Source organism: Rubrivivax albus (genome assembly GCF_004016515.1).
Classification (GTDB): Bacteria; Pseudomonadota; Gammaproteobacteria; order Burkholderiales; family Burkholderiaceae_C; genus Rubrivivax; species Rubrivivax albus.
The window spans coordinates 389999-414975 of the sequence record NZ_SACT01000002.1 but is presented as its reverse complement, the minus strand read 5'-3'; the positions used below and the strand labels follow the sequence as shown (position 1 = coordinate 414975).

The window sequence follows — 24977 nt, the reverse complement described above, 5'->3', positions numbered from 1 at the left end:
GTGGCCACGCGGGGTCAACGTCCCAGGATGCTGGAGTCCCACTGGTCCCGCAGGCGCCGGTCCTGTGCCGCCTCGGCCTCGAGACTGTCCTGCGGCAGCAGCTTCAGACATTCCTCCATCGACAGGCCCTCGGTGGTGCGGTCTGCAACGGTCGCCGCGGCCGGCACCCGCGTCACGCGCGGTGGCTCGCCCTGGCCGTCCCAGACGAAGGGGTTGCGGAACGCCGGCGGGTCGGGCAGGCAGTCGTCGCGGTAGACCGGGGGGCCGTCCGACGCATCGGGCGTGAAGGAGATCGTGCGCTCGAAGACCAGGGGCCGGCCGGTCGGTGTCGGCGGCAGCGGCGGCATCTGTTCGATGGCCAGGCGCGCACGCTGCTCGGCGACGGCCGAGGTGGTCCAAAGCGTCTCCAGGCGGGCCAGGCGGCCATCGGGCGCGATCTCCACGCGGAAGCGCACGTGACCCTGGTCCGGCCCGGCCACCGCGGTACCCATCATGCTGCGCACCTGCTGACCCCAGCTGTAGCGGTAGCCCTTGCTGTTCTTGAGCGGGTAACGCGCGGCGAAGGCCCATTCGGCGGCCGTGGGGGCGGCTGGCGCAGCCTGGGTGGCCGGGGGCTGGTCGGTCCGAGGCGGCGGCGTCTCGGCCGCGCGCTGCATCGTCGCCCGTTGCCGGGCTTGGGTGATGACCGGCGCCGGTGCCGGCGATGCCTGAGGCTGCGGTGCGCTGAGCGAAGGCATCAGCAGCACCGTCGTCTTCGGCGGCGCAGGCGAGGGCGGTGAGGGCGCGAAGGACAGCCTGGCCAGTCCCAGCAGGACCAACCCATGCACCGCCAGCGACACGCCGACGGCCAGGCCCTGCGGCATCCGGTTCGGGCGAGCCGACGGGGCGATCATGCGGGGCGACACGCCCGCATCGGCCAGCGCAACGGCCCGAACCATGCGCCGCCGGCCATCGTGGTCGCGTTCACCGTGCCATACACCACCAGTGCCAGGGCCTGCGCGGCGAAGACGCCCGCCAGACCCCAGCCCCAGTGCACGGCGGCCAGGCCGCCGACGGTGGCCACGCCCAGGCGGCACAGGTTGCCGATCACCGGCCAGCGCAGCCGCCCCGCGCCCTGCGACGCGAAGTACAGCACCAGCCCGAGCCCGAAGAAGCCGTACAGCGGGCCCACCGTGCGCAGGTACCTGCTGCCCGCCGCGAGCATGGCCGGGTCGTGGTCGAACAGCGACAGCCAGGCGTGCGGAAAGGCAGCGGCCGCCAGGCCGATGGCTTCCGTCATCGCGAAGGCCAGGGCGGCGCCGGTCCACGCGGCGCGCAACGCACGCTCTCGCTGGCCGGCGCCGATGCAGGTGCCCACCATCGCGATCAATGGCGCGCCCAGGCCGAACACCAGCGGCACCAGCAGGTACTCCAGCCGCGTGGCGGTGCCGTAGCCGGCGATCGCCGCGGTGCCGAAGGCGCCCGCCAGCGCGGTGCCGATCACGATCACCAGACTGGTCGACACCGTGGACACCATGCCCAGCAGGCCCACGCGCAGGATGTCGGCGAACAGCGTGGTTCGCCAGACGAGGCCACGGAGGTGGGGGCGAAGGGCGCTGCGCCCGGCCCACAGCCACGCCGCCAGCCAGGCGGTGCCGATGGCGTAGAAGCCCAGCAGGGCCACCGCGCCACCCACGATGCCCAGGCCGGGCCAGGCACCCCAGCCGAAGATCAGCAGCGGCGACACCGGCACCAGCACTGCCGTGCCCAGCACCGTGACCAGTGCCGGCATGGCCATGTGGCCCGTGCCGCGGATGACGGCCGACAGGGCGTTGAACCACCAGATCAGCACCGCGCCGCCGAAGACCCAGCCGGAATAGGCCAGCGCCGCCTCCAGCGCCGCGCCGTGGCCGCCCATGGCCGCGTACAGCACGCGTCCGCCGCCGATCACGACGACCATGAAGGCGAGGCCGAACAGCGTGGCGATCAGCAGCGCATGGCCCACCAGCGCATTGGCGTCGTCGCGACGGCGCGCGCCCAGCGCGCGGGCGATGGCCGAGGCGATGCCGCCGCCCAGGGCGCCGGCCGAGGTCATCTGCATCAGCATGACCATCGGGAACACCAGCGCCATGCCGGCCAGCGCGTCGGTACCCAGGCGGCCGACGAAGTAGGTCTCGATCAGGCCCGCCGCGGCCTGCGCCAGCATCACCAGCACGTTGGGCGCGCCCAGCCGCAGCAGGGTGCGGGTGATGGGCCCTTCGAGCAGTTCGCGCGTGCGCGGGTCGAGGGCGGGGTGTGGCTGGTCAGCGGGCATCGGCGGCCTCACTGGCCGCCGATGCCGCGGGATCGAGCCGGGCCAGCGCGTCGTCGAGCATTGCATGCAGCGCCGCCGTGCGCGCCTGGCCGAGCGCGGCCTGCAGACCCTCCTGAGCCGCCCGCCACCGGCGCTGGGCTTCGGCCCGCTTGACGCGGCCCGCCGCGGTGAGCTCGACGCGGCGCGACCGGCCGTCCGGGCCGGGCTGCAGCGTCACCCAGCCGGCGGCCAGCAACGGCTTGAGGTTGCGCGTCAGCGTCGAGGCGTCCATGGTCATCGCCCGGGCCAGCTCGCCTGGCGCCACCGGCCCCAGCGCCTGCGCGTGCGACAGCAGCGAGTACTGCGTGGTCTTCAGGCCGGCGGCGGCCAGCTCGGCGTCGTAGCGGCTGGCCACGCACCGCGTCAGCTGTCGCAGCTTGAAGCTGGTGCAGCCGCGGGGCGTGGCAGACGCGGTGGACGTGGGCGCACGAGTCATGCAAATAATTGTAGCTACAATACTTGCATCTGCAACGTTTGAATGCCTACCCGATGTCCGATGTCACCTCGCTGCAGTGGAACGAAGAATTCGAAGCCGTGCGCCAGCGCATGCGTGCTGCCCAGGCCGGGCCCGGCTTCATCACGCCGACCCAGGCGGCCGGCCGCACCGGGCTGGAGGTGCTGCAGGCCATGCTCGCCGGCGAACTGCCCTACCCGCACATCGCCGATACCCTGGACTTCGGCCTCGTGTCGGTGGCACCTGGCGAGGCGGTGTTCCAGGGCATGCCGCAGCGCAAGCACCTCAACCCGATGGGCGGCGTGCACGGCGGCTGGTACGCGACGCTGCTCGACTCGGCGCTGGGCTGCGCCGTGCACACCCTGATGCCGGCCGGGCGCGGCTACACCACGGCGGAGCTGAGCGTGAACATCGTGCGCGGCGCCACGCCCGCGCAGGGCCCGCTGCGCGCGATGGCGAAGGTGCTGCACTGCGGCCGGCAACTCGCCACCGCGGAAGGGCGCATCGTCGGCCCGGACGGGAAGCTGTACGCCCACGGCACCACCACCTGCCTGGTGTTCGAGATGCCGGCGCGTTGACGCGGGCGGTGCCTGCTGCGATGGCCGGCGCGGTCGGTCAGGCGCTGGTGGCGTGGTCCGTCAGGTCGGTGCCGTGAGTCGCCTCGCGTTGGCCGAACCACGCCAGCGTGCCGTGCAGCGACACCACCTCGCCCACGATGGTCAGGCAGGGCGACTTCAGCCCGGCTTCGGCCACCCGCTGCGGCAGGTCGGCCAGCGTGCCGGTGACCACGCGCTGGCCGGGCAGCGTGCCCTGTTCCACCACGCCGGCCGGGTGGGTGGCCGGCAGGCCGTGGGCGATCAGCTGCGCGCAGATCTCCGGCAGGCCGGCCAGGCCCATGTAGATCACGGTGGTCTGCTTCGGCCGCGCCAGCGCCGGCCAGTCGAGGTTGCAGCTGCCGTCCTTCAGGTGGCCGGTGACGATCAGGCAGCCCTGCGCGAAGTCGCGATGGGTCAGCGGGATGCCGGCGTGCGCCGACACGCCGCAGGCCGCGGTGATGCCGGGCACTACCTCGTAGGGCACGCCGGCCTCGGCCAGCGCCTGCAGTTCCTCGCCGCCGCGGCCGAAGACGAACGGGTCGCCGCCCTTGAGCCGCACCACCCGCTTGCCCTGGCGCGCCAGCGCCACCAGCAGGCTGTTGATCTGGTCCTGCGACAGGCTGTGGTTGGCGCGCTGTTTGCCCACGTAACGGCGCTCCACATGCCCGGGCACCAGGTCCATCACGCCGCCGCCCACCAGCGCGTCGTAGACGACGACGTCGCAGGCGGCGAGCAGCCGTGCGGCCTTGACCGTGAGCAGTTCGGGGTCGCCCGGGCCGGCGCCGACCAGGGCCACGCGGCCGGTGGCCGGCGGCGCATTGGCGGGCAACTGCACCCGGGCCAGCAGGGCGTCGAAATCGGTCATGCGGTTCATCGGCAAGCTCCTCAGCCACCGCAGCGGTTGCAGCCGCCGCTGCCGCAGCCACCGGCGGGTGCCGGATCGACGGTGTCGTGTTCGGGCGTCTGCGCCACGCAGACGAAGTCCAGCCGCCCGGGGGCGACCTCCACGTAGTCCAGCATCGCGTCGTCCAGCAGCGCCTGCGACGGCTGCGCGATCAGCAGCGGCACGCCCTCGATCTCCAGCGGCATGTCGCCTTCGCGCGCTTCGTCGAAGCCCATGCCGAAGGCCAGCGAGCCGTCGGTCTCCAGCCGCGCGGCAACGCGCAGGGCCAGACCATCGGCGCCGCTGCGTGGCATCGCGGCGCGGATCTCGGCAGCTGCGGCGGACGTGAGCGTGAACATGGGGGGCGTCTCCGGTCAGGCGGCGTGCGCCAGGTGGGTGGTGCGGCACTGGCGCACGTGGGCGACGAAACGGGGTGCCCAGGCGTCGCGTGCCGTGCTGCGGCGGTGCGCGTAAGAGGCCAGCAGGTTGTGGACCAGCAGACCATCGTGCCCGCCGTCGATGCCGTGGCCGCGTTCGACGGTGTAGGCATAGCGCACACCAGGATCGATGGCCTCCAGCCGCGAGTGGTGGAACTCGTGCGCCTGCAGCAGTGCACCGGCGCTGCCGCCGGGCCAGGGCATGGCCGCGGTCTCGCGCAGGCGCATGTAGCCGCGGCCCACCGGGCGGGGCTGCATCACCGCGTCGCCGGGGATGGCGCCGACCATCGGCACGCGCCGGCCCTGCCAGCTCAGGCTGCGCGACAGCCACATCAGGCCGCCGCACTCGGCGTAGGTGGGCAGGCCGGCTTCGATGGCCTGTTTCACGCCGGTGCGCAGCGCGGTGTTGGACGACAGTGCGTCCATGCAGGTTTCCGGAAAGCCACCGCCGACGAAGAGGCCGTCGCAGGTCGGCAGGCGGGTGTCGTGCAGCGCGTCGAAGAAGACCAGGTCGGCGCCGGCGGCCTGCAGCGCGGCGAGGTCATCGGGGTAGTAGAAGCCGAAGGCACGGTCGCGGGCGATGGCGATGCGCATGCGTTCGCCGGCGGCGGCCATCGTGCGTGGCAGGGCGGGTGCCATCGGCTGCGCGCCGGCGCTGCGCGCCAGGGCGAGCACCGCGTCCAGGTCCACGGCGGCCGTGATGGCCTGCGCGATGGCCCCGACGCGCTCGTCGGCATCGTCCAGTTCCGCCGTGGGCATCAGGCCCAAGTGGCGCTCCGTCACCGCCAGCAGCGGCTGTTCGTGGATCGCGCCGAGCACCGGCGCCTCGGGGCAGTAGTGCGCCAGCACCTCGCGCAGCCGGGCCTCGTGGCGCGCGCCGCCCACGCGGTTGAGGATCAGGCCGCCGATACGCAGGGCAGGGTCGAAGGCCAGATGCCCGCGCACCAGTGGCGCTATGCCGCGCGTGCTGCCGCGCACGTCCACCACCAGCAGCACCGGCGCCGCCAAGCGCTTCGCCACGGCGGCGTTGCAGTCGCTGCCGTCCAGCGCCATGCCGTCGAACAGGCCATGGTTGCCCTCCACCAGCGCCACGTCGGCCGTGGCCGATTCGCGCGCGAACAGCGCATCGATCTCGGCACCGTCCATCAGGTGCGGGTCGAGGTTGAAGCAGGGCGAACCGCTGGCGCGGCCCAGCCACATCGGGTCGATGTAGTCCGGGCCCTTCTTGAAGGCCTTCACCGCCACGCCGCGGGCGTTCAACGCGGCGGCCAGCCCTAGCGTGACCGTGGTCTTGCCCGAGGACTTGTGCGCGGCGGCGACGAACAGGCGCGGTGTCGTCATGTCATGCCTTGAGGTTCTCGTCGCGTGGCATCACGTCCAGCACACGCACGCCGACCGTCGTCAGCACGAAGGCCGCGCCCAGCCCGCCGAGGCCCAGCAGCCATTCCGGCAGCTTCGGCACGTAGTGCGCCACGTGGCCGTCGCCGAAGCTGCTGCTGGCCGCCCAGCCCGGGAAGATCTCCAGCGGGAAGGCCTGGCCGCCGATGATGAAGACATAGAGGAAGGCGAAGGCGCCCAGCACCACCAGGGTCGCGGCCACCAGCGTCCAGCGCGGGTTGGCGAAGCGGGCGCTGAACAGCATCACCATCGGCAGCACCGACCCGACACCGACGAAGCCCACCCACAGCAGCCCGGCGAACAGGTCGCCGCCGTTCTGGCCCAGCAGGATGAAGGCCTCGAAAGCCTGCTGGCGTGCGAAATACAGGTTGGTGAGGTGGTACACCGCCACCAGGTACAGTGCCGCGGCGACGAAAACGCCCAGCAGCCGGTTCAGACGGCGCTGCACGTCGCCGGGCATGGCCTGGCCGTTCCAGCGCATCATGGCCGCCTGCACCAGCAGGAAGACCGCCAGGCCCCAGCCGAAGGACAGCACGATGAACATCGGCGCCAGCAGGGCCGACTGGTAGGCCTGGCGCGCGACCAGGAAGCCGAAGATGGAGCCGGTGCCCGTGGTCAGCAGGAAGCGCCAGACCAGCGCCGCGAGGCCCGCGGGCTTGCTGTACGGGTTCAGGCGTCGCTCGGCCATCGTCCACAGGTAGACCGCGACGATGCCGACCATGCCGGAGTACAGGAACACGTTCCAGGCGAAGACCGACGTGAAGTTGTAGTGCGTGGCAGCGACGATCACGCGGTCGGGGCGGCCCAGGTCCAGCATCAGCACCATCAGGCCGCCGGCCAGCATCGCGATGCACAGCAGGCCCGACAGCGGCGCGCGCACCTTGTACGCCGGCTGGCCGAAGACCGAGCCGACCGACGCCACGTTGAGCACGCCCGAGGCGGCCACGATCATGAAGATGGCGAACACGTGGGGCAGGCCCCAGACGACCTGGTTGTCCATGCCGGTGGCCACGTGGCCCGCAGTCTCCATGTGGTGAGCGGCGAGCAGGCCGATGCCGGTGACGGCGGCGCCGAGCGCCAGCAGCATCCAGAACAGGCGGGTCTGGGCCTGTGGCGTGGGACGAAGGGCGGCGGTGGTGTTCATCACAGGCCCTCGTAGCGCACGCCTGGGTCCAGCCGGAGGTCGGCGCGCAGCTGCGTGCTGCGGATCTCGCGCACGCGCTTGGCGATGGCACTGTCCGGGTCGTTGAGGTCACCGAACAGGATGGCGTCGTGGCCGGCCTTGGTGCAGGCCTCGGCGCAGGCGGTGACCCGTTCGCCTCGGTCGATGCGGTGCACGCACAGCGTGCAGCTTTCGACGCAGCCCTTGCCGCGTGGCACGTCGGGCTGCTGGTCGGTCAGCGGCTCGTGCACGAAGCTGCGCGCCTTGTAGGGGCAGGCCATCATGCAGTAGCGGCAGCCGATGCAGCTGTGGCGGTCCACCAGTACGATGCCGTCGGCGCGCTTGAACGAGGCGCCGGTGGGGCAGACGTCCACGCAGGGCGGCTCGGCGCAGTGCTGGCACATCACCGGCACCGAGGCCGTGCGCCCGGTCTTGATCTCCTTGATCTCGACCTTGCGGATCCACTGCGGGGTGGTGGCGCGCGTGTCGGCCTGCAGGCCGTTTTCGGTGTTGCAGGCGGTGACGCAGTCGTTGCAGCCCGGCGCGCACTTGGTGGTGTCGATCAGCAGGCCCCAGCGCACCTTGGCATCCGCACCCGCGGATGGCGCGGCGTTCGCGACCTCGATCAGGTGGATGCCGGGTGCCAGCAGCGCGCCGCCGAAGGCGGCCACGCTGCCCAGGAAGGCCCGACGCTTGGTGTCGGGACTCATGGCGCGCCTTTCGCCACGGATCTCGCCACGGCCGTGCCCGGCTTGCCACCGGGCTTGCCAGTGTGGCACTCGAAGCAGTCGATCTTCACCGCCGCATACTGATGGCAGGCCTGGCAGAAGTCGCCCGCCTGCGCCGATACGCTGCCGCTCGTGGTCGTGGCGTGGCAGGCCACGCAGTCCTTCAGGCTGTGCTTCGCGCCGCGGATGCCGCCGAACACCGTGGCATCGCGCTGGTGCTTCAGGTACGCCATGTGGTGCCGGCGCATGTCGGCCGGGTCCTCCACGCATTGCGTGCCGGGCTGGGCCTTGGGCACGGCCGGCAACGGTGGCGCCGCCACCGCGGCCAGTGCCGTCGTGGTCAGCAGGGCCAGCACCCAGCGCCGCATGGGCTTACTCCCCCAGCCCCATCTGGATGTAGCCGGTGGGGCACACGTCATGGCAGATGTGGCAGCCGATGCACTTGTTGTAGTCGGTGTCCACGTAGCGGCCGGTGGTCGACTGCGACTTCTTGACCTTGAACACAGCCGTCTGCGGGCAGTAGACGACGCAGTTGTCGCACTCGAAGCACAGGCCGCAGCTCATGCAGCGCTTGGCCTCGGCCTGCGCCTGCGCCTCCAGCAGCGGCAGCATGCGCTCCTCGAAATTGGACAGGGCTTCCTCGGCGCTCAGCGACACCACCTTGCGCTTGTTGCGTTCGGTGTAGTTGAAGTGGCCAAGGAACAGGTCCTTGTGCGGGATGACGTAGCGGTCGGACCGGTTGTCGAAGTTGTGCACCGCGCCGGTGGAGGTGTCGGTGCCGCGCAGCGGCTCCTCGATGGAGCCGACCGGCAGGCCCTTCTCGACCAGCTTGCGCATCAGGTCGAAGCTGTGCACGTCGATCTTCGGCCGCTTGTCCAGCGCCTCGCCCTGCAGGAAACGGTGAATGCCCTCGGCAGCGATGGCGCCGTGGCCAATGGCCGTGGTCAGAAGGTGCGGGCGGATCACGTCGCCACCGCAGAACATGCCGGTCTGGCCCGCCACCTGGTAGTTCTTGTCGGCGTTGATCGCGCCCTTGCCGTTGTTCAGCGCCTCCAGCCCCGAGAAGTCCACGGCCTGGCCGATGGCCGAGACGATCAGGTCAGCCTCGATGACCTCCTCGGTGCCCTCGACCGGCTTGATCTCGAGCCGGCCGCCGACCAGCTTGGCCTCGCACTGCGCCACCTTCAGACCGGTGGCGCGGCCGTCGGCGCCGACGACCACGGCCAGCGGCACCATGCTGCCGCGGATCGTGATGCCCTCGCCCAGCGCATGCTCCACCTCGTGCTTGCTGGCCTGCATCTTCTCCACGGCGAACACCGAGGTCAGCGTGACCTCCGCGCCCTGGCGGCGCGACAGCATCGCCGCGTCGTGCGCCGCGTAGCCGGTGTCGCCGGCGATGGCCAGCTCGGGCCGGTCGGCCTCGTGGGTCTGGTCGATGTGGCCCAGCCGGCGCGCCACCGTGGCCACGTCGATGGACGTGTCGCCGCCGCCGACCACCACGACGCGCTGCCCCACGTGCTGCAGGCGCCCGTCGTTGAAGGCTTTCAGGAACGCGGTGGCGGTGACGACGTTGGGCGCGTCGGCGCCCTCCACCGGCAGCGGGCGGCCGCTCTGCGCGCCCATGCCCAGGAAGACGGCGTCGAACTGCTGCTGGATCTGCTCCAGCGTGATGTCGGTGCCGATGCGCGTGTTCATGCGCGCCTGCACGCCCAGGTCCAGGATGCGCTGGATCTCGGCGTCGAGCACGTCACGCGGCGTGCGGAAGCCGGGGATGCCGTAGCGCATCATGCCGCCGAGTTCGGCGCGCTCGTCGAAGATCGTCACCGCGTGGCCCTTGAGCGCCAGCTGGTAGGCCGTCGACAGCCCGGCCGGCCCGCCTCCGATCACGGCCACGGTCTTGCCGGTCTTGTGCTCGGGCGCGACGAACTTCAGGCCGTGCTCGATGGCCCACTCACCCAGAAAGTGCTCCACCGAGTTGATGCCGACGAAGTCCTCCACCTGGTTGCGGTTGCAGCCCGATTCACACGGTGCCGGGCACACGCGACCCATCACCGACGGCAGCGGGTTGGCCTCCGTCAGGCGGCGCCAGGCGTACTCCTGCCAGGTCACGTCCTTCGGCGGCTTCTCGACGCCGCGCACGATATTCAGGTAGCTGCGGATGTCCTCACCCGACGGGCACGAACCCTGGCAGGGCGGCGTGCTCTGGATGTAGGTGGGGCACTTGTGCGAGTGGTCGGCGTCGAAGATCTCGTCCTGCCACCGGCGCACCTTGGTGTCGCCATCCTTGTAGCGGCGGAAGGTCAGCGGCTTGACTTCGGAGCTCGGGACGGACATGGCAACCTCACTTTCCGGCCAGGCGCACGATGCCCAGCGCCTTCAGCACGTATTTCTCGTAGACGGGTTCGGAGGTGCCGGACTTCATCTTGCGCATGAAGTACTTCTCGAAGGCGATCTTCGCCAGGTGCACCCACTTGCCCTTCTTGAACCAGTTGACGTTGCGCGGCGGGATCTGCGGCAGCGCCACGAAGGCGGCACCGGTGTCGCCCATGTCGGCCAGGCAGATCGCGTTCCAGGTGGCGCGCGTGTCCGGCTGCTGGCCGGCCAGTTCGTCGGCGATGTTGTGCACGATGGCGGTGACCATCGTCTCGATCATGTAGCCGGTCTTCGGTGCGCCGGTAGGCACCGGGGTCGCCTCCACCGGCGGGATCGCCACGCAGACGCCGGCGGAGAAGATGTTCTTGTAGGCCTTGCTGCGCTGCAGGTCGTCGATGAGCACGAAGCCGCGCGGGTTGCACAGGTTCGGCACCGCGGCCACCGCATCCACGCCCTTGAAGGCCGGCAACATCATGGCCAGCTTGAAGGGCACCTCGTGGTCCTTCAGTTCCTTGCCCTGCGCATCGAGCTCGGTGACGAACAGCTTGCCGGCCTCGACCTTGGTGGTCCTGGCGTTGGTGATCCACTTCATGTCGTGGCCGCGCAGCTCGCTCTCGAGCATGCTCTTGCTGTCGCCCACGCCGCCCAGGCCCAGGTGGCCGATGTAGGGTTCGCTGGTGACGAAGGTGATGGGCACCTTGTGGCGCAGCTTGCGCTTGCGCAGGTCGGCGTCGACGATGAAGGCGAACTCGTAGGCCGGGCCGAAGCAGCTGGCCAGCGGCATGGCGCCGATGACGATGGGGCCGGGGTTCTGCAGGAAGGTCTCGTACTCGCCCCAGAAGCGCTGCGCGTGGTCGACGGTGCAGACCGAATGCGTGTGCCCACCGTGCGGGCCGGCGCCGGGCACCTCGTCGAAGCTCAGCTTCGGGCCGGTGGTGATGACCAGGTAGTCGTAGGCCAGCGGTTCGCCCTCGGCGAACTCCAGTTTCGAGTTCTCGGCGTCGATGCGGGTGACGGCCTTGGGGACGAAGCCGATGCCCTTGCGCTCCAGCAGCGGGCCCACCTTCAGGCAGATCTCCTCGCGCGACCGCCAGCCCACCGCCACCCACGGGTTCGACGGCACGAACTGGAAGTAGTCCACCGCGCTGACCACGGTGACGCGGTGCTGCTTGCCCAGCTTGGCGCGCATCTCGTACGCGGCGGGCATGCCGCCGATGCCGGCGCCCAGGATGACGATGTGGGCCATGTGGGGTTCTCCTCAGTTCGGCTCGCCCAGCCGGATGGCCGTGCTCACCAGTTGGTGCACGCCGCCCACCATCGACATGTCGAAGCCGTAGTACGGCAGCACCTTGCTGAACTGCGCCTTGCAGATGGCGCAGATCGTGGCCATGAAGTTCACGCCGTGCTGTTCCTTGACCTGCTGCAGCGACTCCATGCGCGGCAGCGCGCCCTTGACGCGGATCTCCATCAGGTCGTCGGTGAGCAGGCCACCACCACCGCCGCAGCAGAACGTGGCCTCGTGCGTGGTGCCCGGGGCCATGTCGTGGTAATGGTTGGCGACGGCGCGGATGATGTCGCGCGGGATCGTGAACTGGCCGCCCGGCGTGTCGCCCATGCGCGAACCGCGCGCCACGTTGCAGCTGTCGTGGAAGGTCACGATGCGGTGGTCGTTCTTCTCCTTGTCGAAGCGCAGCGCGCCGCGCTGGATCAGGTCGTGCGTCAACTCGCAGATGTGCGTGGGCTGCTTGTGGCGGTGGTCCAGCTGCTGCTGCAGCATGCGGGCGAACGGGTCGTCGCCGCCGTCCCCGATGCCGGTGAGCGTGTTCCAGAAGCTGTAGGCCACACGCCAGGCGTGGCCGCATTCGCCCACCACGATGCGCTTGCAGCCGAGTTCCAGCGCCGCTTCGCGGATGCGCAGCGCGATGTTGCGCAGCTGCTCGTAGTTGCCGATGAACAGGCCGAAGTTGCCGGCTTCGCTGGCCTTGCTCGAAAGCGTCCAGGAGATGCCCGCGGCGTGGAAGACCTTGGCGTAGCCGATCAGGCTGTCGACGTGGGGCTCGCTGAAGAAGTCGGCCGACGGCGTGATCAGCAGCACCTCCGCGCCCTTCTGGTCAAGCGGGAAGCGCACGTCGACACCGGTCTCGTCCTTGACGTCCTCTTCCAGGCCCTCCAGCGTGTCGGCCAGCGCCGGCTCGGGGATGCCCAGGTTGTTGCCGATGCGGTGGACCTTGCCGATGATCTCGTTGGCGTACTTCTGGCCCATGCCCACCGAGTCCATGATCTCGCGCGCGGCCATCGTCACCTCGGCGGTGTCGATGCCGTAGGGGCAGAAGACGCTGCAGCGGCGGCACTCGGAGCACTGGTTGTAGTAGCTCCACCACTGGTCCAGCACGTCCTTGGTCAGGTCCACCGCACCCACGAGCTTGGGGAAGTGCTTGCCGGCGAAGGTGAAGTGGCGCCGGTAGACGCCGCGCATCAGGTCCTGGCGCGCCACCGGCATGTTCTTCGGGTCGCCGGTGCCCAGGAAGTAGTGGCACTTGTCGCTGCAGGCGCCGCAGTGCACGCAGGCGTCCATGTAGACCTGCAGGCTGCGGTACTTGCCCAGCAACTCGCCCATCTTGGCGATCGCGCGCTGCTCCCAGCCCTCGGTCAGCTCGCCGGGGAAGCCGATCGTCTCGTTGATCTTTGGCGTGGCGACATACGGCTTGCTGTGCGCCATCGCGCCCTCGGCCACCAGCGGGATCACCGGGAAGGGCTTCAGCGCAGGGGTGTCGAACTTGGGCGCCGCCATCTCACTTCTCCAGGGCCGAGGCCCAGCTGGCGACGTGGCGCGCCTCGCGCGGGTTGTCGACCTGGTGGCGCGTGGGGCTGAAGAACAGGCCCGGCGCATGCAGCAGCTTGCTGATCGGGAAGACGATCATCAGCACCGCCACCAGGGTCAGGTGCAGCAGCAGCAGCGGGTCGGCCGGCAACGGCTGGACCGAGAAGCGCATCAGCCCCAGCATGAAGGCCTTGACCGCGACGATGTCGGTGTGCGCCACGAAGCGCATCGTCAGCCCCGACAGCCCGATGGCGATCAGCAGCGCCAGGTGCAGGTGGTCCGATGGCGTGGAGATGTAGCGCACGCGGTCGACCAGGAAGCGGCGGGCCCACAGCCCGGCCAGTCCCGCCACCATCGTCAGCCCGGCGTAGGTGCCGAAGAACTGCACGAAGACGATCGGCGCCCAGACCGGTTCCTGGAAGTAGCGCACGTGGCGCAGCAGCACCAGCAGCAGCGACGCATGGAACAGCCAGCCGAACAGCCAGGTCCACTTGCTGCCCTTGAACAGGCTCTCGAAGAAGACCACCTCGCGCGTCATGCGCAAGGCCACGCCGCCGGCCGTGGTGGGCGCCGGCGTGGTGGGGATCTTCAGCGGCGAGGGCGTGCGCGCGTACTGGCGGATCTTCAGCGCCGTGCCCACGACCAGCATGGCCGTGGCGGCGTAGAAGAGCAAGGCGTAGCCCAGCGCGAGCGCCTGCATGGCTGCCGCGTCCTGTGTCGGGGCGTGGAAAGCGCGTGCCGGCGCGTCAGACGCAGCCGGTGGGCTTGGGCAGGCCGGCGATCTTGCAGGCCTGCTTGGCCGGGCCGTAGGGGAACAGCTCGTAGAGGTACTTGCTGTTGCCCTTCTCCTCGCCGAGCTGCTTGCCGATGGCCTTGGTCAGCACGCGCACGGCCGGGGCGATCTGGTACTCGTCGTAGTACGAGCGCAGGAAGTTCACCACTTCCCAGTGGTTCTCGGTCATGTCCACGTTCTCGCCCTTGGCGATCTCGTTGGCCACGTCCTCGGACCAGTCGGACAGGTTGACGAGGTAGCCCTCCTCGTCGGTTTCGATGCTGTTGCCGTTGACTTCGATGGGCATGCTTGTCTCCTAGGGATCGGCGCTCAGAGCCAGGATTGGTTGTTGGGATGCGTGGCGACGAGCTCGACGAAGCCGGCGTAGTCGACCGTGGTGATGCCGGGCTGCAGGCGGCCGGCCACGCCGCGCGCGGCCAAGTCGGGCTGCAGTGCGTAGACCTTCAGCGACGCGGCGGCGTCGCCCAGCAGGTCGGCTCGGGTGGCGGCGAGCACGCCGTCCTCGATCAGCAGCACGGCATGGCCGGGCTGCGCGAAGCGGCGGCAGACGTCGAGCGAGGCGGTCTTGTTGACGATGTGCAGCATGGCGGCCTCAGAAGGAATAGACCACGTCCTGCTCGGACATCAGCGCCGCCATCTCGGCGCTGGACAGGACCTTGACGTCGACCAGCAGGTCGTCCTCTGTCAGGCCGCGGGCGGCCAGCGAGTCGCGGTCGACATAGAGCTTCTCGACGTCGTAGCCCTCCAGCGCGCGGTAGGTCTTGCTGTGGTTCTTGATGCCGATGCCGGCCGTGTCCTGGCCCTTGACGATCTCGTAGACGCCGTCGTCCAGGAAGACCAGGCTCACGTCCTGGTCGAAGGTGGCGGCGATCAGCACGACCTCCAGGCTCTCCAGCGCGTAGATCGTGCCGTAGGGGGCCTTGCGGTTGACGAACATGAACTTCTTCATCGTGGCCATGGCATCAGTCTCCGAACGTGACCGTGCGGTCGGCCTTGATGCCGGCGTCCACCAACTGGCCCAGGCCGCTGATGCGGAAGCCCGGCGCCAGCACCTCGTCCTTGATGCCACGCCGCAGCGCGGCGGCCACGCACACCACGAGATCCACGCCGTGCTCGGTGTTGAGCTTGCTCCAGCGGTTGACGATGTGGCGGTCGTCCTGCGGCGGCTCGGTGAGCTTCGTCGCGTTGTAGACACCGTCGTGATAGAAGAAGACGCGCATCACCTCGTGTCCGGCCGCGATGGCGGCGCTGGCGAAGTTCCAGGCCGTGTCGCTGGCTTGGTGCGTGTACGGGCCTTCGCTGACGAGCAGGGCGAACTTCATCGGGCTCAGAACCTAATGTGCGTCGACGCGTTGAGGTTGGCCCGCGAGCCGCGCCAGTCGTCGATCAGGTACTTGGTGAAGGGCAGGTCGCACTTCTCGAAAAAGCGCGGCCAGCCGATGCGCTCGATCCAGTCGCTCAGGCGCTCCCAGCTGCGCGCGTCGTTCTTGTAGACGTGCAGGATGCGCTTGACGATCTCGCTCACCTCGGGCCAGCGCGGCGGGTTGTTCGGCAGGCCGCTGGCCACCATCTTCATGAAGGTGGGCTTGCCGCGCGCGTTGGAGTTCTTGCCGCCGACCCAGATCGCCAGCTTGGAGTGTTCCGGATCGTTGATCTGCATCGGCGGGCACGGGGGGTAGCAGGCGCCGCAGCAGATGCACTTCTTCTCGTCGACCTCGAGCGAGGGCTTGCCGTTGACCAGCGCCGGCCGGATGGCGGCCACCGGGCAGCGCGCGACGACGGCCGGGCGCTCGCAGACGTTGGCCACCAAGTCGTGGTTGATCTTCGGCGGCTTGGTGTGCTGCACGATGATCGCGATGTCGGCCTGGCCGCCGCAGTTGATCTCGCAGCAGCTGGTGGACAGGTGCACCCGGTTGGGCATCTCCTCGCGGATGAACTCCTCGTGCAGCTCGTCCATCAGCGCCTTCACGGCGCCCGAGGCGTCGGTGCCCGGGATGTCGCAGTGCAGCCAGCCCTGGGTGTGCGCGATCATGCTCACCGAGTTGCCAGTGCCGCCCACCGGGAAGCCGCTCTCCTGCAGCGCGCTGATCAGCGGTGCCACCTTGTTCGGGTCGGCGACCATGAACTCGATGTTGCTGCGGATCGTGAAGCGCACGTGGCCGTCGGCGTAGGTGTCGGCGATGTCGCAGAGCTTGCGGATCGTGTAGACGTCCATCTGGCGCTGCGTGCCGGCGCGCACCGTCCACACCTCGTCACCGCTGTGCGAGACGTGGTGCAGCACGCCGGGCCGCGGCCGGTCGTGGTACTTCCAGTTGCCGTAGTTCTTCAGCAACGTGGGGTGCATGAACGGCTTGGGGTCCGGGGCGCCGCTCTCGATGGGGGTGCGATGGGCCATGGTGTCTCGTCTCCCCTCAGGCGGCCTTGGCGGCGGCCTTCTTGGCGTTGATCTTCGCGACCTCGTCGTCCCAGCCGTCGGTGCGCACGTATGGGTTCGTCCGCGGCGTGGCGACCATGTTGGGGTCGATGTCGACCTCGATGCCCTCGAGGAAGTTGACCAGGCCGATGCGCTCGATCATCTCGCCGGTGCGCTCGTGCTCCAGCGCGTTCTCGGCGAAGAAGTCAATCACGCGCTTGCCCAGGTCGACCAGTGCGTCGTAGTCCTCTTCCGTCTTCAGTGGCAGGAAGGGCACGACCACGGTGCCCATCAGGTCACCGATCTTCAGCGTGCGCTTGCCGCCGATGAGGATGGTGGCGCCGGTGTCCGTGCCCTTGGCCAGCGCACCGGTCATCACGTTGATGCAGTGCATGCAGCGCACGCAGTCCTTGTTGTCGATCTCCAGCGCGTGCGTGTCGCTGACCTTCACGGTGGTGAGGTGATCACCTTCGCGCAGGTCCTTGACCTCCTTGAGCATGATGGCCTTGGTGGGGCAGCGCGCCACCACATCGTTGACCAGCTCGTTCATGCCGTGCTTGTCGAACCACTTGCGCGCCAGCGGCTCGTCGCTGCGCATGTTGTCGCGCCAGGTGCCGATGATGGCCATGTCCGAACGCTGGATGGAGTTCATGCAGTCGTTCGGGCAGCCGCTGAACTTGAACTTGAACTTGTAGGGCAGCGCCGGGCGGTGGATGTCGTCGACGAAGGCGTTGATCACCTGGCGGTGGGCGCGGCCCTCGTCGTAGCAGCTCTGCTCGCAGCGCGCGGCGCCGACGCAGCTCATGCTGGTGCGCACCGCCGGGCCGGCACCGCCGAGGTCGAAACCCAGCTCGTTGAGCTCGTCGAAGGCCTCCTGCACCTTGGCGGTGGTGGCGCCCTGGAACATGATGTCGCCGCTCTGGCCGTGGAAGGCGATCAGGCCGGTGCCGTGCTTCTCCCAGATGTCGGCCATCTTGCGCAGCACGTCGGTGGTGTAGTGCATGCCCGGCGGGGGCTGCACGCGCAGCGTGTGCAGTTCGGCGGCGTCGGGGAAGACGGGCGTGCCGTCCTCCTTCTTCAGCTCAGTGAAGCGCGGGATCACGCCGCCGCCGTAGCCGAACACGCCGACCGTGCCGCCCTTCCAGTAGCCCTTGCGGGTGCGGTAGCTGGTCTCCAGCGTGCCGAGCAGGTCGACGACGTAGTCCTTGTCCTGCGCCAGCCGCTTCAGCCCGGTCACGAAGCTGGGCCAGGGGCCCGACTCCAGCTCGTCGAGCATCGGCGTGTCATGCATCTTCTTGGCCATGGCCCTGTCTCCTTGCGGGGATGCTCCCGTCTTCCGGCGGATGCTAGGTGGCACGAGGGCGTGGCCGCCATACGCACCATGGGTGGCCGTGCCCCTACCCGGATGGCGTAGTCGGCGCCTCCCCGTGCCGGGTATGGACGCCACCCCGGCCGCCCCTGCTCAATGCGTCACTGGAGACAAGCCCCCCGACCCGGATCACCGGGCGATGCCGATGACGCAACTGACACCGCTGTGCAAGCTGCGCGCGCCCCTGGGCGGCCAGGAGATCGAGCTGCAGCAGATCGACTTCGACGCCGGCGGCATGGCGATGCTGCGCACGCGCATCCGCGAGAAGAGCCGCTTCACCATCTTCGACATCGATCCGGTCACCGCGCGCGCCTGGGGCGAGGCGCTGCTGGTCTGGGCCGACGCGCAGCCCGGCCGTGGGGTTGTCCCGGTGGGCGAGGGCGACTGAGCATGCTGGTGGACCTGGCCTTTCCCGTGCAGGGGCCGGCCGTGCCGGCGGACCACCGCGCGCTGCTGGCCGCGGCCCTGGCCGAGCGCCTGCCGTGGCTGGGCGTGCTGCCTGGCACCGGCATGCATCGGCTCAATCTGGCGCACGGTGGCGGCGGCCTGCTGTCCGGCCGCACGCGGCTGACCCTGCGCGTGCCGGACGACCGCGCCGATGTTGCAGCGCAGCAGCTCAGCGGTGTCGAGCTTGCGCTGGGTGGCGTGACCCTGCGGCTGGGCGCGCCCACGCTGCGCCCGCTGCTGCCGCACCGCACCCTGTACGCGCATTTCGTCGATGCCGAGGGCGACGACGAACCGGCGTTCCTGGCGCGCATGGACCGCGAACTGCAGGCCCTGGGCGTGGCCTGCAGCACCGTCTGTGGCCGCGAGCAGGCCCTGCCGGTGCCCGGCGGCCAGCTCGTCGGCTACAGCCTGCTGCTCGACGGCCTGGTGCCGGACACCGCGCTGCGCGTGCTCGAGGCCGGCCTGGGCGCCCACCGCGCCATGGGCTGCGGACTGTTCGTGCCCCACAAGTCCGCCGCCGCTGTCGGCGCCTGAACCGAACCCACGAGGAGAACCCCGACGATGCCCTACACCGTCAACGGCGAGGAACTGGAGACCGACGACGAAGGCTTCCTGCTGGAAGCCGACTTCAGTGACGACGTCGTGCCCGTGATCGCGGTGGCCGAGCAGATCGAGCTGACCGATGCGCACTGGCAGGTCATCCGTTTCATGCGCGAGCGCTACAAGGAGGACGGCCAGACGCCGAACTTCCGCAACATGGTGGCCCTGCTGCAGGACGAGGACGACAGCGTGGACTGGAAGAAGCGCCTGTACGAACTCTTTCCGATGCAGCCCAACCGGCAGTCGGCCAAGGTGGCCGGTCTGCCCAAGCCTTTCGGCAAGGGCGGGTACTGATCGTCGCCATGTCGATGTCGAACCCCGCGCCGCCGCCCAACATACGCGTCAAGAGCCGCTGGTTCAAGGCGCCGACGGACAAGACGCCGGAGGAGCAGGCCAGCGCCGTGGGCTTCATCGCCTGGCGGGTGGCGCAGCAGATGCTCAAGCGCATGCGCAGCGCCGGCTTCGACATCGACCCCGGCCCGGCCTACTTCGGCTTCATGCGCGAGGTGCTGGTCTTCCTGCTGGTGGTGGCCGACCGGCTGGCCTTCGACGCGTTCGAACCCGAGGTGCGGCAGCGCTTCACGCCAGCGCTGGTGCTGCGCGTGGCGGACTTCCTGCAGGACAACGAAGGTGACCTGCTCGGCCCGCCGGAGGGCGAAGGCGATGGACAAGGCAATTGGGCAGACCGCTTCATCGACCAGTTCAACGTGCTGCAGGGTCACTACGCCGAGTTTGGTGCGGACCCCGACAGCGACACGGCCGAAGGCTTCGTGCCCGACTTCGCCTTCTACCGCTACCTGGGCCACCGCATCGAGCCCGGGCTGCCCGAGAAGGACCGGCGCTGGGTCATCGACCAGGTGATGGCCATCGAGGCGCCCGACGCCGTGGCCCTGGTGACCAGCGCGATGCGCGACCTGCACGATCCCACGCCGCGCGCGAAGCGCCGGTCGTCGATGACGGGCGAATGATCCGATGAGCGCCGTGCTCGCCCCCCCACAGGCGTCGACGAACCCGTTCGACCTCGGCGACGAGCGTGCCTACCACGCCTGGCGGGCCCGCAAGCTGGCCGACCGGCCTGGCAGCGTCGCCGACCTCGTCGTGGACATGGCCGACCCGCGCACGCCCACCGTGGCCGAGCGCCATGCGCTGCTCGACCGCCTGGCCCGCTTCAACATGGCCGTCTACCGCAGCCCGGTGACCGATGCCGACCCCGGCCTGCCACGCACGCTCGGCCGCGCCCTGGGTCTGCACCGGCTGGACGCCAACTGGCTGGCCGACGAGGACGGCATCTCGCGCATCGCCGTGGCGGTCCATGGTGACGGCGCGCCGAAGGGCGAGTTCATCCCCTACACAGACCGCGCCATCGGCTGGCACACCGATGGCTACTACCACCCGGCGGCGCGCCGCATCCGCAGCATGATCCTGCATGGCGTGCGGCCGGCGGCGCAGGGCGGCGAGAACCGGCTGCTCGACCCGGAACTGGTCTACATCGCGCTGCGCGACGCCGACCCGGCGCATGTGCGCGCGCTGATGGCGCCCGACGCGATGACCATCCCCGCCCGCGACGACGAACAGGGCGAGGCCCGGGCCGCGCAGGCGGGGCCGGTGTTCTCGGTGGACCCGGTCGACGGCCAGCTGCACCTGCGCTACACCGCACGCACGCGCAGCATCGTCTGGAAGGACGACGCGCCGACGCGCGCGGCCGTGGCCGCGCTGGCCACCTGCCTGCAAGGCCCCGACGTGCTGACGCTGAGGCTGGCCGCCGGCATGGGAATCGTCGCCCACAACGTGCTGCACGACCGCAGCGCCTTTGTCGACGACCCGGCCGCGCCGCGCCTGCTCTACCGCGCGCGCTACCTCGACCGCTGCTGCCGCAGCACGGAGCCGCCATGGCGCACTGGGTGAGCGTCTGGCGCGCCGCGCAGCTGGTGGGCGTGCCGCGCGGCGTGCTGCAGCAGCGCGTGCGCCGCGGCGAGATCGCGCTGCAGGACGGCCTGGTGTCCACCGACACGCTGCTGGCGCTGTACCCGCAGGCCGAGCTGGAATCGCAGGGCCTGTTCGAGCGCGTGACGCAGATCCGCGAGGACGCCTTCGCCCGCCGGCTGCGCGAGCGCCTGCTGCCCAGCCAGGAGGTGCTGGCCCAGCGCCTGTTCCGCCAGGGCCAGGAACTGGCCGACACGCAGCGCCACCTGCAGCGCTACCACGCGCTGGTGATCGCGCTGCGCGACCACATCCGTGCGCAGCGCGCCGATGGGGACGACGCGCGCCTGCAGGACCTGGAGCGCCAGCTGAACGACGGGCTGGCGCGCGCCCTGGCCACCGAACCGGTCGACATGCTGGACGTGATGGACGATGTACTGAAGGTGGTGTCCGCGCAGGTCACGCTGCGGCCCAGCGGCCACCAGTTCACCGTGGAGGGCCGCGACACGCTGCTGCAGGCCGGCCTGAAGGCCGGGCTGAAGCTGAACTACGGCTGCGGCAACGGCACCTGCGGCCTGTGCAAGGTGCGCGTGATGGCCGGCGAGGTGGCGCGCACGATGCCCACGGACTGCCCGGTGACCGACCTCGAACGCGCGCAGGGCGTGGTGCTGGCCTGTGCCCACACCGCCGCCAGCTCGGAACTGACCCTGGAGACGCTCGAGGCCAGCGGCCCGGCCGACATCGCACCGCAGTCGCTGGTGGCCACCGTGCGCGCCGTCAAGCCGCTGGGCGTCGACACGCTGGAGCTGCACCTGCAGACGCCGCGCACGCACCGCCTGCGCTTCCTGGCAGGCCAGGCGGTGACGCTGGGACTGGTCGGCGCCGACGGCGAGGACGTCGCCGCCACCTACCCGGTGGCCAGCTGCCCCTGCGACGACCGCAACCTGCACTTCTACGTGCCACGGCGCGACGACGACCCGCTGGCGCTGCGCCTGTTCGATGGCGCCGTGCGCGCCGGGGCGGCGATGGGCGTGCGCGGCCCGCTCGGGGACTTCGTGCTCGCCGACGGCGCGCGCCCGCTGGTCTTTGCCGCCTGCGACACCGGCTTCGCGCCGGTGAAGAGCCTGATCGAGCACGCCATGTCGCTGGACGCGGCGCCGTCGATGAGCCTGTTCTGGCTGGCCACGCGGCCCGACGGCCATTTCATGGGCAACCTGTGCCGGGCCTGGACCGAGGCGCTGGACGGCTTCGAGACCACGCTGCTCGACGGCGAGGACCCCGGCGCGGGCGCGCGTCAGATGGCCGAGGCCATGCGCGCCGACCTGTTCGAGGTCGACTGCGACTTCTACCTGGCCGGGCCGCCGGCCTTCGTCGACGGGCTGGGCGGTGCGCTGCAGCGTGCTGGCGTGCCGCCGCGGCAGGTGCGGAGCCTGGTGACATGAACATGCACCCGTCCGACGTGGCGAGCAGCGGCGGCTGCGACGGTGGCGAGGTCTTCGCGCTGCGCGTGATCGGCCACAGCATGGCACCGGAATTCAACGAGGGGGAGATCATCATCATTGAGCCCGATGGCGCCCTGCGCGACGGGCGCTACGTGCTGGCGCGCCAGGCGGATGAATACATCTTCCGGCAACTGGTGGCCACGCCCGCCGGCGGCTGGCTGCTGCGGGCGCTGAACCCGGCCTGGCCGGACCTGCCGCTGCCCGACGGCCTGGCGGCGGTGCATGGCGTCGTCATCCAGAAGGCCGTGCCCGGGCGCCGGCGGCTCACGCGGCACTACCTCTGATGCCCTACTACCTCTTCAGCATCCGTTCCTTCGGCCGCATCGAGAAGCGTGGCGAGCACAGCGGCTTTCGCGAGGCGTCCGCGGCGGCCAAGCTGATGCGCCAGGGCCCGCTGGCCGATGGCGAGCAGATCAAGGTCATGTTCGCCGAGGACGAGGACCAGGCCATCGAACTGCTGTGCCAGCCCCGCCAGGCCGGGCCGGCCGGCGACGACTAGCGCCCGCCCGGAACACATGCCGCGATGGGCAGCTGCGACGACACCGACCGTGGCTGCGTGTTCTCGCGGGCGCTGCTGTCGCGTGCCGCGGCCTGCGACTGCATGGCCCGGCGCACGCTGGGCGAGCGCGAGGTGCTGGAATGCACCCAGCCCGTGGCGCGCACCAACTGCAGCCTGCTGCGGGCGCTGATGCGCGAACGGGCCCGGTTCGCGCTGAAATTGCCGCCCGGCGAGGCGCCGCTGGTGCACGCCCAGGTGCTGCGCCTGCAGTGTGGTGGCCTGCTGGGGCTGCAGCAGGTGCTGGGCGCCGGGCATTCCGACGTGCACCCCGACGTGCACCGCCTGGTGGTTGAGGCCCAGGCCCGGCACGGCAGCCTGATGGCGCTGCCCTGGGAACCCATCGTCGCCGCGATGCGCGACTGGCAGCCACGCCGCCGCCGACCGGGCGAAACGGCATGACGCCGGCGCGGGTCGAGGCGCTGCGGCAGGCGGTGCAGCACAACTGCGACATCGCCGATGCGCGCCACGCAGCCGACCTGCCGCTGTGCCAGTTCCTGCTGCAGATGCGTGAGCTCTACCGCTGGCGACAGGGGCTGGACTTCGCCACCGTGCCGCCGCGTGCGGCGCTGGGCGCCTGGCTGGCCGAGCGCGAGCGGGCCTGGGACGCGCTGGAGGCCGAGGCCTTCGTGCCGTTGCCGGTCGGCCCTGCGCCTGGCGCTGAGCTCGATCCGTTCGACCTCGACGCCATTAACGACCACCTCGTGCCCCACGGCTGGGTCTATGGTGCCGGCCACGTCGACGCCGGGCGCCCCGGCTTCTTCCTGGCCGAACTGCTGCGCCACGAAGCGGGCCCACCGGTGGTGCAGCACTGCGGGCATGAGCTGGCACGGGGCCTGTTCGCCCCGCCGGCCGCGTTGCAGGGCGGTCATACCATCGTGCTGCGCCGCGACGCGCTGGCACGCTGGCTGTGGATGCTGTGGGAGGGCTTTGCGTTGCAGCGCCCGGCGGGCGCCTTTGCCGTGCTGATGCAGCGCCACGGCGCCCGAGACACGGCCGGCTTCATCGTGGCGTTGCCCGCACTGACCGACGTGGCGGCGCGTGTGACGCTGTGGCACGAGCGCGGTGAAACGGCTGCTGCCATGCTGCTGGAACCGGGCTGGGCGGCGCTGCGCCAGTCGATGACCGACCGCCGCGCCAACCTGCAGCTGCGCGCACTGCGCGACCTCATTGCCGACGCCCGCGTGACGTTGCCGGCCCTGCTGGACGCGGATGATGCCGATGGCCTGCACTTCTGGTTCGCCACCTTCGAGGGCCTGCGCACCCACGCCTGCCCGGACTGGCGCGAGGCCTACACGGCCTGGTGTGCGGGCGATGGCGGTGACGCGCTGCGTGCGGCCTGCGCCGGCGCGGCACCGCAGTTGGTGGCGCAGGCGCAGGCGCTGCTGGCGTCCGGCACCGACCTGGCGGCCGTGATGGCGCGGTTGCAGGCGGTCTTCGCGCCCCGCTGAGTGCGCCCGGCCTGCGGCCAAGCCAGCGGGCCGCTCAGACCCGTTGGCGGGCGCGCACCCTGTTGACCACGTGCTGTGCCACGGGGCCGAGCGCGGCCACCGCCAGCCACGGGGCCAGGGCAGAACCCAGCGTGGCCAGGGTCATCACCGAGAACGCGCACCAGGCCAGCGGCAGCACCCACAGGGCCCAGGCCAGCGGCGCCGGCAGTGCGCGATGCAGCCACGGCAGCAGGGCCAGCCTGGCCAGTGCCGTGGGGTCGGGTGCCAGGCCGGCGAGTTCGACCTGCGGCCAGGGGCGGCCCAGCACCACGCCCAGCAGCGGCCAGCCCGCCACGGCGGCCAGCAGCAGACCCAGTGTCGCTGCCGCCTGCGACGTCGGCCCGATGTGAGCGCGCCGGTTGACCGCTGCGCCCGCCACCGCCAACGCCAGGGCCTGCACGCCGAAGGCCACGCCGAACGCGGGGCCTGCCAGGTGCACCTGGGCGTATTGGCGCCAGTGGAAGGTCCAGCCGGCCGTGGCCCAGGCGACGGCGAGCAGCCACAGTGCCGTGCGTCCAGAGGCTTGGCGTGCGACGACGAGGGCCAGGACCAGCGCGGCGGCCACCACCATGGCCAACAGCAGCGGCCCGGCCTCGGCGTTCATCTGGCCGAACAGGCGCTCGTAGGTCGCACGCGAGAACATCAGCAGGTCCGCGGGGCGGTATTGCCACCATTCGCTCATGGAGTGGCCCCGGTGCCAGCC

Annotated in this window: 31 protein-coding genes; 11 read left to right on the top strand and 20 right to left on the bottom strand. The window is 70.5% G+C overall.

All coding sequences use genetic code 11. The features are described 5' to 3' along the window. Positions 1-14: 14 nt before the first annotated feature. The 3 genes from ENE75_RS08180 to ENE75_RS08170 are packed head-to-tail and all read right to left on the bottom strand — an operon-like array spanning position 15 to position 2768. Entirely contained in the window at positions 15-893 is an 879-nt protein-coding gene (locus tag ENE75_RS08180) for an energy transducer TonB (RefSeq protein WP_128198235.1), read from the bottom strand. Further along, a complete protein-coding gene (locus tag ENE75_RS08175; protein ID WP_128197689.1) occupies positions 890-2293 on the bottom strand; it encodes an MATE family efflux transporter in 1404 nt (467 codons plus the stop codon). The genes ENE75_RS08180 and ENE75_RS08175 overlap by 4 nt, the downstream gene beginning before the upstream one ends. Then, positions 2283-2768, bottom strand: a complete 486-nt coding sequence (locus tag ENE75_RS08170; RefSeq protein ID WP_128197687.1) for a MarR family winged helix-turn-helix transcriptional regulator — start codon at positions 2766-2768, stop codon at positions 2283-2285. Before ENE75_RS08170 ends, ENE75_RS08175 begins: the two co-directional genes overlap by 11 nt. A gap of 53 nt (positions 2769-2821) precedes the next feature. Here ENE75_RS08170 and ENE75_RS08165 point away from each other — a divergent pair, with 53 nt between their 5' ends. Then, the gene (locus ENE75_RS08165) at positions 2822-3364 is read left to right on the top strand and encodes a PaaI family thioesterase (RefSeq protein ID WP_128197685.1); all 543 of its coding nucleotides are present in this window, start codon (positions 2822-2824) and stop codon (positions 3362-3364) included. A gap of 37 nt (positions 3365-3401) precedes the next feature. Here ENE75_RS08165 and cobA read toward each other — a convergent pair whose 3' ends face one another. Genes cobA through dsrA form a run of 16 tightly spaced genes read right to left on the bottom strand, consistent with a single transcriptional unit; the run spans position 3402 to position 17693 of the window. Beyond that, entirely contained in the window at positions 3402-4256 is an 855-nt protein-coding gene (cobA, locus tag ENE75_RS08160; protein ID WP_128197683.1) for a uroporphyrinogen-III C-methyltransferase, read from the bottom strand. A gap of 11 nt (positions 4257-4267) precedes the next feature. After that, entirely contained in the window at positions 4268-4624 is a 357-nt protein-coding gene (locus ENE75_RS08155; RefSeq protein WP_128197681.1) for an iron-sulfur cluster assembly accessory protein, read from the bottom strand. 15 nt (positions 4625-4639) lie between these two features. Beyond that, positions 4640-6043 carry a cobyrinic acid a,c-diamide synthase CobB gene (locus ENE75_RS08150; protein ID WP_128197679.1) on the bottom strand — a complete coding sequence of 468 codons (1404 nt, stop codon included), beginning with the start codon at positions 6041-6043 and terminating at the stop codon, positions 4640-4642. A 1-nt stretch (position 6044) separates the two neighbouring features. Continuing rightward, positions 6045-7244: an NrfD/PsrC family molybdoenzyme membrane anchor subunit gene (gene nrfD / locus ENE75_RS08145; protein WP_128197676.1), complete on the bottom strand. Its 1200-nt coding sequence runs from the start codon at positions 7242-7244 to the stop codon at positions 6045-6047. Further along, positions 7244-7972: a sulfate reduction electron transfer complex DsrMKJOP subunit DsrO gene (gene dsrO / locus ENE75_RS08140; RefSeq protein ID WP_128197673.1), complete on the bottom strand. Its 729-nt coding sequence runs from the start codon at positions 7970-7972 to the stop codon at positions 7244-7246. Before dsrO ends, nrfD begins: the two co-directional genes overlap by 1 nt. Beyond that, entirely contained in the window at positions 7969-8358 is a 390-nt protein-coding gene (locus tag ENE75_RS08135) for a hypothetical protein (protein WP_199232243.1), read from the bottom strand. Before ENE75_RS08135 ends, dsrO begins: the two co-directional genes overlap by 4 nt. 4 nt (positions 8359-8362) lie before the next feature. Next, on the bottom strand, positions 8363-10324 hold the full coding sequence (locus ENE75_RS08130; RefSeq protein WP_128197671.1) for an NAD(P)-binding protein: 1962 nt from the start codon (positions 10322-10324) through the stop codon (positions 8363-8365). Positions 10325-10331: 7 nt separating this feature from the next. After that, positions 10332-11609, bottom strand: coding sequence for an NAD(P)/FAD-dependent oxidoreductase (locus ENE75_RS08125; protein WP_128197669.1), 1278 nt, complete (start codon positions 11607-11609; stop codon positions 10332-10334). 12 nt (positions 11610-11621) lie between these two features. Continuing rightward, positions 11622-13154: a sulfate reduction electron transfer complex DsrMKJOP subunit DsrK gene (gene dsrK, locus ENE75_RS08120; RefSeq protein WP_128197666.1), complete on the bottom strand. Its 1533-nt coding sequence runs from the start codon at positions 13152-13154 to the stop codon at positions 11622-11624. 1 nt (position 13155) lies between these two features. After that, the gene (locus ENE75_RS08115) at positions 13156-13884 is read right to left on the bottom strand and encodes a respiratory nitrate reductase subunit gamma (RefSeq protein WP_128197664.1); all 729 of its coding nucleotides are present in this window, start codon (positions 13882-13884) and stop codon (positions 13156-13158) included. Between the two features lie 46 nt (positions 13885-13930). Continuing rightward, positions 13931-14263, bottom strand: a complete 333-nt coding sequence (locus tag ENE75_RS08110; RefSeq protein ID WP_128197662.1) for a TusE/DsrC/DsvC family sulfur relay protein — start codon at positions 14261-14263, stop codon at positions 13931-13933. A 23-nt stretch (positions 14264-14286) separates the two neighbouring features. After that, the gene (gene tusB, locus ENE75_RS08105) at positions 14287-14562 is read right to left on the bottom strand and encodes a sulfurtransferase complex subunit TusB (RefSeq protein ID WP_128197659.1); all 276 of its coding nucleotides are present in this window, start codon (positions 14560-14562) and stop codon (positions 14287-14289) included. A 7-nt stretch (positions 14563-14569) separates the two neighbouring features. Then, positions 14570-14935: a sulfurtransferase complex subunit TusC gene (gene tusC, locus ENE75_RS08100; protein ID WP_128197657.1), complete on the bottom strand. Its 366-nt coding sequence runs from the start codon at positions 14933-14935 to the stop codon at positions 14570-14572. A 4-nt stretch (positions 14936-14939) separates the two neighbouring features. Then, positions 14940-15299, bottom strand: coding sequence for a sulfurtransferase complex subunit TusD (gene tusD, locus ENE75_RS08095; RefSeq protein WP_128197654.1), 360 nt, complete (start codon positions 15297-15299; stop codon positions 14940-14942). 5 nt (positions 15300-15304) lie between these two features. Next, positions 15305-16372, bottom strand: a complete 1068-nt coding sequence (gene dsrB / locus ENE75_RS08090) for a dissimilatory-type sulfite reductase subunit beta (RefSeq protein WP_128197652.1) — start codon at positions 16370-16372, stop codon at positions 15305-15307. Between the two features lie 16 nt (positions 16373-16388). Beyond that, a complete protein-coding gene (gene dsrA, locus ENE75_RS08085; protein WP_128197649.1) occupies positions 16389-17693 on the bottom strand; it encodes a dissimilatory-type sulfite reductase subunit alpha in 1305 nt (434 codons plus the stop codon). 205 nt (positions 17694-17898) lie between these two features. Between dsrA and ENE75_RS08080 the strand changes: the two genes are divergently transcribed. From ENE75_RS08080 to ENE75_RS08035, 10 genes are read left to right on the top strand one after another with little or no spacing between them, the layout of a single operon-like run. Then, a complete protein-coding gene (locus tag ENE75_RS08080; protein ID WP_233258983.1) occupies positions 17899-18147 on the top strand; it encodes a DUF6967 family protein in 249 nt (82 codons plus the stop codon). A 2-nt stretch (positions 18148-18149) separates the two neighbouring features. After that, complete coding sequence (gene cas6 / locus ENE75_RS08075) at positions 18150-18740, top strand: type I-MYXAN CRISPR-associated protein Cas6/Cmx6 (protein WP_128197644.1); 591 nt, start codon at positions 18150-18152, stop codon at positions 18738-18740. A gap of 27 nt (positions 18741-18767) precedes the next feature. Then, on the top strand, positions 18768-19100 hold the full coding sequence (locus tag ENE75_RS08070) for a TusE/DsrC/DsvC family sulfur relay protein (protein ID WP_128197642.1): 333 nt from the start codon (positions 18768-18770) through the stop codon (positions 19098-19100). 8 nt (positions 19101-19108) lie between these two features. Further along, positions 19109-19774, top strand: coding sequence for a hypothetical protein (locus tag ENE75_RS08065; RefSeq protein ID WP_128197640.1), 666 nt, complete (start codon positions 19109-19111; stop codon positions 19772-19774). Positions 19775-19778: 4 nt separating this feature from the next. Next, on the top strand, positions 19779-20711 hold the full coding sequence (locus ENE75_RS08060) for a TauD/TfdA family dioxygenase (protein WP_128197638.1): 933 nt from the start codon (positions 19779-19781) through the stop codon (positions 20709-20711). Continuing rightward, the gene (locus ENE75_RS08055; RefSeq protein WP_128197636.1) at positions 20696-22168 is read left to right on the top strand and encodes a 2Fe-2S iron-sulfur cluster-binding protein; all 1473 of its coding nucleotides are present in this window, start codon (positions 20696-20698) and stop codon (positions 22166-22168) included. Before ENE75_RS08060 ends, ENE75_RS08055 begins: the two co-directional genes overlap by 16 nt. Next, entirely contained in the window at positions 22165-22512 is a 348-nt protein-coding gene (locus tag ENE75_RS08050) for a S24 family peptidase (protein WP_128197633.1), read from the top strand. The genes ENE75_RS08055 and ENE75_RS08050 overlap by 4 nt, the downstream gene beginning before the upstream one ends. After that, a complete protein-coding gene (locus ENE75_RS08045; protein WP_128197631.1) occupies positions 22512-22727 on the top strand; it encodes a hypothetical protein in 216 nt (71 codons plus the stop codon). Before ENE75_RS08050 ends, ENE75_RS08045 begins: the two co-directional genes overlap by 1 nt. A gap of 24 nt (positions 22728-22751) precedes the next feature. Beyond that, positions 22752-23186 carry a hypothetical protein gene (locus ENE75_RS08040; RefSeq protein WP_128197629.1) on the top strand — a complete coding sequence of 145 codons (435 nt, stop codon included), beginning with the start codon at positions 22752-22754 and terminating at the stop codon, positions 23184-23186. Beyond that, positions 23183-24235: an Sfum_1244 family protein gene (locus tag ENE75_RS08035; RefSeq protein WP_128197626.1), complete on the top strand. Its 1053-nt coding sequence runs from the start codon at positions 23183-23185 to the stop codon at positions 24233-24235. The genes ENE75_RS08040 and ENE75_RS08035 overlap by 4 nt, the downstream gene beginning before the upstream one ends. A gap of 34 nt (positions 24236-24269) precedes the next feature. Here the strand turns inward: ENE75_RS08035 and ENE75_RS08030 are convergent, their stop codons facing one another. Further along, positions 24270-24956 (bottom strand): DUF6064 family protein, encoded by a 687-nt coding sequence (locus tag ENE75_RS08030; protein ID WP_128197623.1) that lies wholly within the window; start codon positions 24954-24956, stop codon positions 24270-24272. Between the last annotated feature and the right edge of the window lie 21 nt (positions 24957-24977).

Coding starts and splice junctions, on each gene's coding strand:
- ENE75_RS08180 (WP_128198235.1), bottom strand. CDS start 893: ATGATCGCCCCGTCGGCTCGCCCGAACCGGATGCCGCAGGGCCTGGCC.
- ENE75_RS08175 (WP_128197689.1), bottom strand. CDS start 2,293: ATGCCCGCTGACCAGCCACACCCCGCCCTCGACCCGCGCACGCGCGAA.
- ENE75_RS08170 (WP_128197687.1), bottom strand. CDS start 2,768: ATGACTCGTGCGCCCACGTCCACCGCGTCTGCCACGCCCCGCGGCTGC.
- ENE75_RS08165 (WP_128197685.1), top strand. CDS start 2,822: ATGTCCGATGTCACCTCGCTGCAGTGGAACGAAGAATTCGAAGCCGTG.
- cobA (WP_128197683.1), bottom strand. CDS start 4,256: ATGAACCGCATGACCGATTTCGACGCCCTGCTGGCCCGGGTGCAGTTG.
- ENE75_RS08155 (WP_128197681.1), bottom strand. CDS start 4,624: ATGTTCACGCTCACGTCCGCCGCAGCTGCCGAGATCCGCGCCGCGATG.
- ENE75_RS08150 (WP_128197679.1), bottom strand. CDS start 6,043: ATGACGACACCGCGCCTGTTCGTCGCCGCCGCGCACAAGTCCTCGGGC.
- nrfD (WP_128197676.1), bottom strand. CDS start 7,244: ATGAACACCACCGCCGCCCTTCGTCCCACGCCACAGGCCCAGACCCGC.
- dsrO (WP_128197673.1), bottom strand. CDS start 7,972: ATGAGTCCCGACACCAAGCGTCGGGCCTTCCTGGGCAGCGTGGCCGCC.
- ENE75_RS08135 (WP_199232243.1), bottom strand. CDS start 8,358: ATGCGGCGCTGGGTGCTGGCCCTGCTGACCACGACGGCACTGGCCGCG.
- ENE75_RS08130 (WP_128197671.1), bottom strand. CDS start 10,324: ATGTCCGTCCCGAGCTCCGAAGTCAAGCCGCTGACCTTCCGCCGCTAC.
- ENE75_RS08125 (WP_128197669.1), bottom strand. CDS start 11,609: ATGGCCCACATCGTCATCCTGGGCGCCGGCATCGGCGGCATGCCCGCC.
- dsrK (WP_128197666.1), bottom strand. CDS start 13,154: ATGGCGGCGCCCAAGTTCGACACCCCTGCGCTGAAGCCCTTCCCGGTG.
- ENE75_RS08115 (WP_128197664.1), bottom strand. CDS start 13,884: ATGCAGGCGCTCGCGCTGGGCTACGCCTTGCTCTTCTACGCCGCCACG.
- ENE75_RS08110 (WP_128197662.1), bottom strand. CDS start 14,263: ATGCCCATCGAAGTCAACGGCAACAGCATCGAAACCGACGAGGAGGGC.
- tusB (WP_128197659.1), bottom strand. CDS start 14,562: ATGCTGCACATCGTCAACAAGACCGCCTCGCTCGACGTCTGCCGCCGC.
- tusC (WP_128197657.1), bottom strand. CDS start 14,935: ATGGCCACGATGAAGAAGTTCATGTTCGTCAACCGCAAGGCCCCCTAC.
- tusD (WP_128197654.1), bottom strand. CDS start 15,299: ATGAAGTTCGCCCTGCTCGTCAGCGAAGGCCCGTACACGCACCAAGCC.
- dsrB (WP_128197652.1), bottom strand. CDS start 16,372: ATGGCCCATCGCACCCCCATCGAGAGCGGCGCCCCGGACCCCAAGCCG.
- dsrA (WP_128197649.1), bottom strand. CDS start 17,693: ATGGCCAAGAAGATGCATGACACGCCGATGCTCGACGAGCTGGAGTCG.
- ENE75_RS08080 (WP_233258983.1), top strand. CDS start 17,899: ATGCCGATGACGCAACTGACACCGCTGTGCAAGCTGCGCGCGCCCCTG.
- cas6 (WP_128197644.1), top strand. CDS start 18,150: ATGCTGGTGGACCTGGCCTTTCCCGTGCAGGGGCCGGCCGTGCCGGCG.
- ENE75_RS08070 (WP_128197642.1), top strand. CDS start 18,768: ATGCCCTACACCGTCAACGGCGAGGAACTGGAGACCGACGACGAAGGC.
- ENE75_RS08065 (WP_128197640.1), top strand. CDS start 19,109: ATGTCGATGTCGAACCCCGCGCCGCCGCCCAACATACGCGTCAAGAGC.
- ENE75_RS08060 (WP_128197638.1), top strand. CDS start 19,779: ATGAGCGCCGTGCTCGCCCCCCCACAGGCGTCGACGAACCCGTTCGAC.
- ENE75_RS08055 (WP_128197636.1), top strand. CDS start 20,696: ATGGCGCACTGGGTGAGCGTCTGGCGCGCCGCGCAGCTGGTGGGCGTG.
- ENE75_RS08050 (WP_128197633.1), top strand. CDS start 22,165: ATGAACATGCACCCGTCCGACGTGGCGAGCAGCGGCGGCTGCGACGGT.
- ENE75_RS08045 (WP_128197631.1), top strand. CDS start 22,512: ATGCCCTACTACCTCTTCAGCATCCGTTCCTTCGGCCGCATCGAGAAG.
- ENE75_RS08040 (WP_128197629.1), top strand. CDS start 22,752: ATGGGCAGCTGCGACGACACCGACCGTGGCTGCGTGTTCTCGCGGGCG.
- ENE75_RS08035 (WP_128197626.1), top strand. CDS start 23,183: ATGACGCCGGCGCGGGTCGAGGCGCTGCGGCAGGCGGTGCAGCACAAC.
- ENE75_RS08030 (WP_128197623.1), bottom strand. CDS start 24,956: ATGAGCGAATGGTGGCAATACCGCCCCGCGGACCTGCTGATGTTCTCG.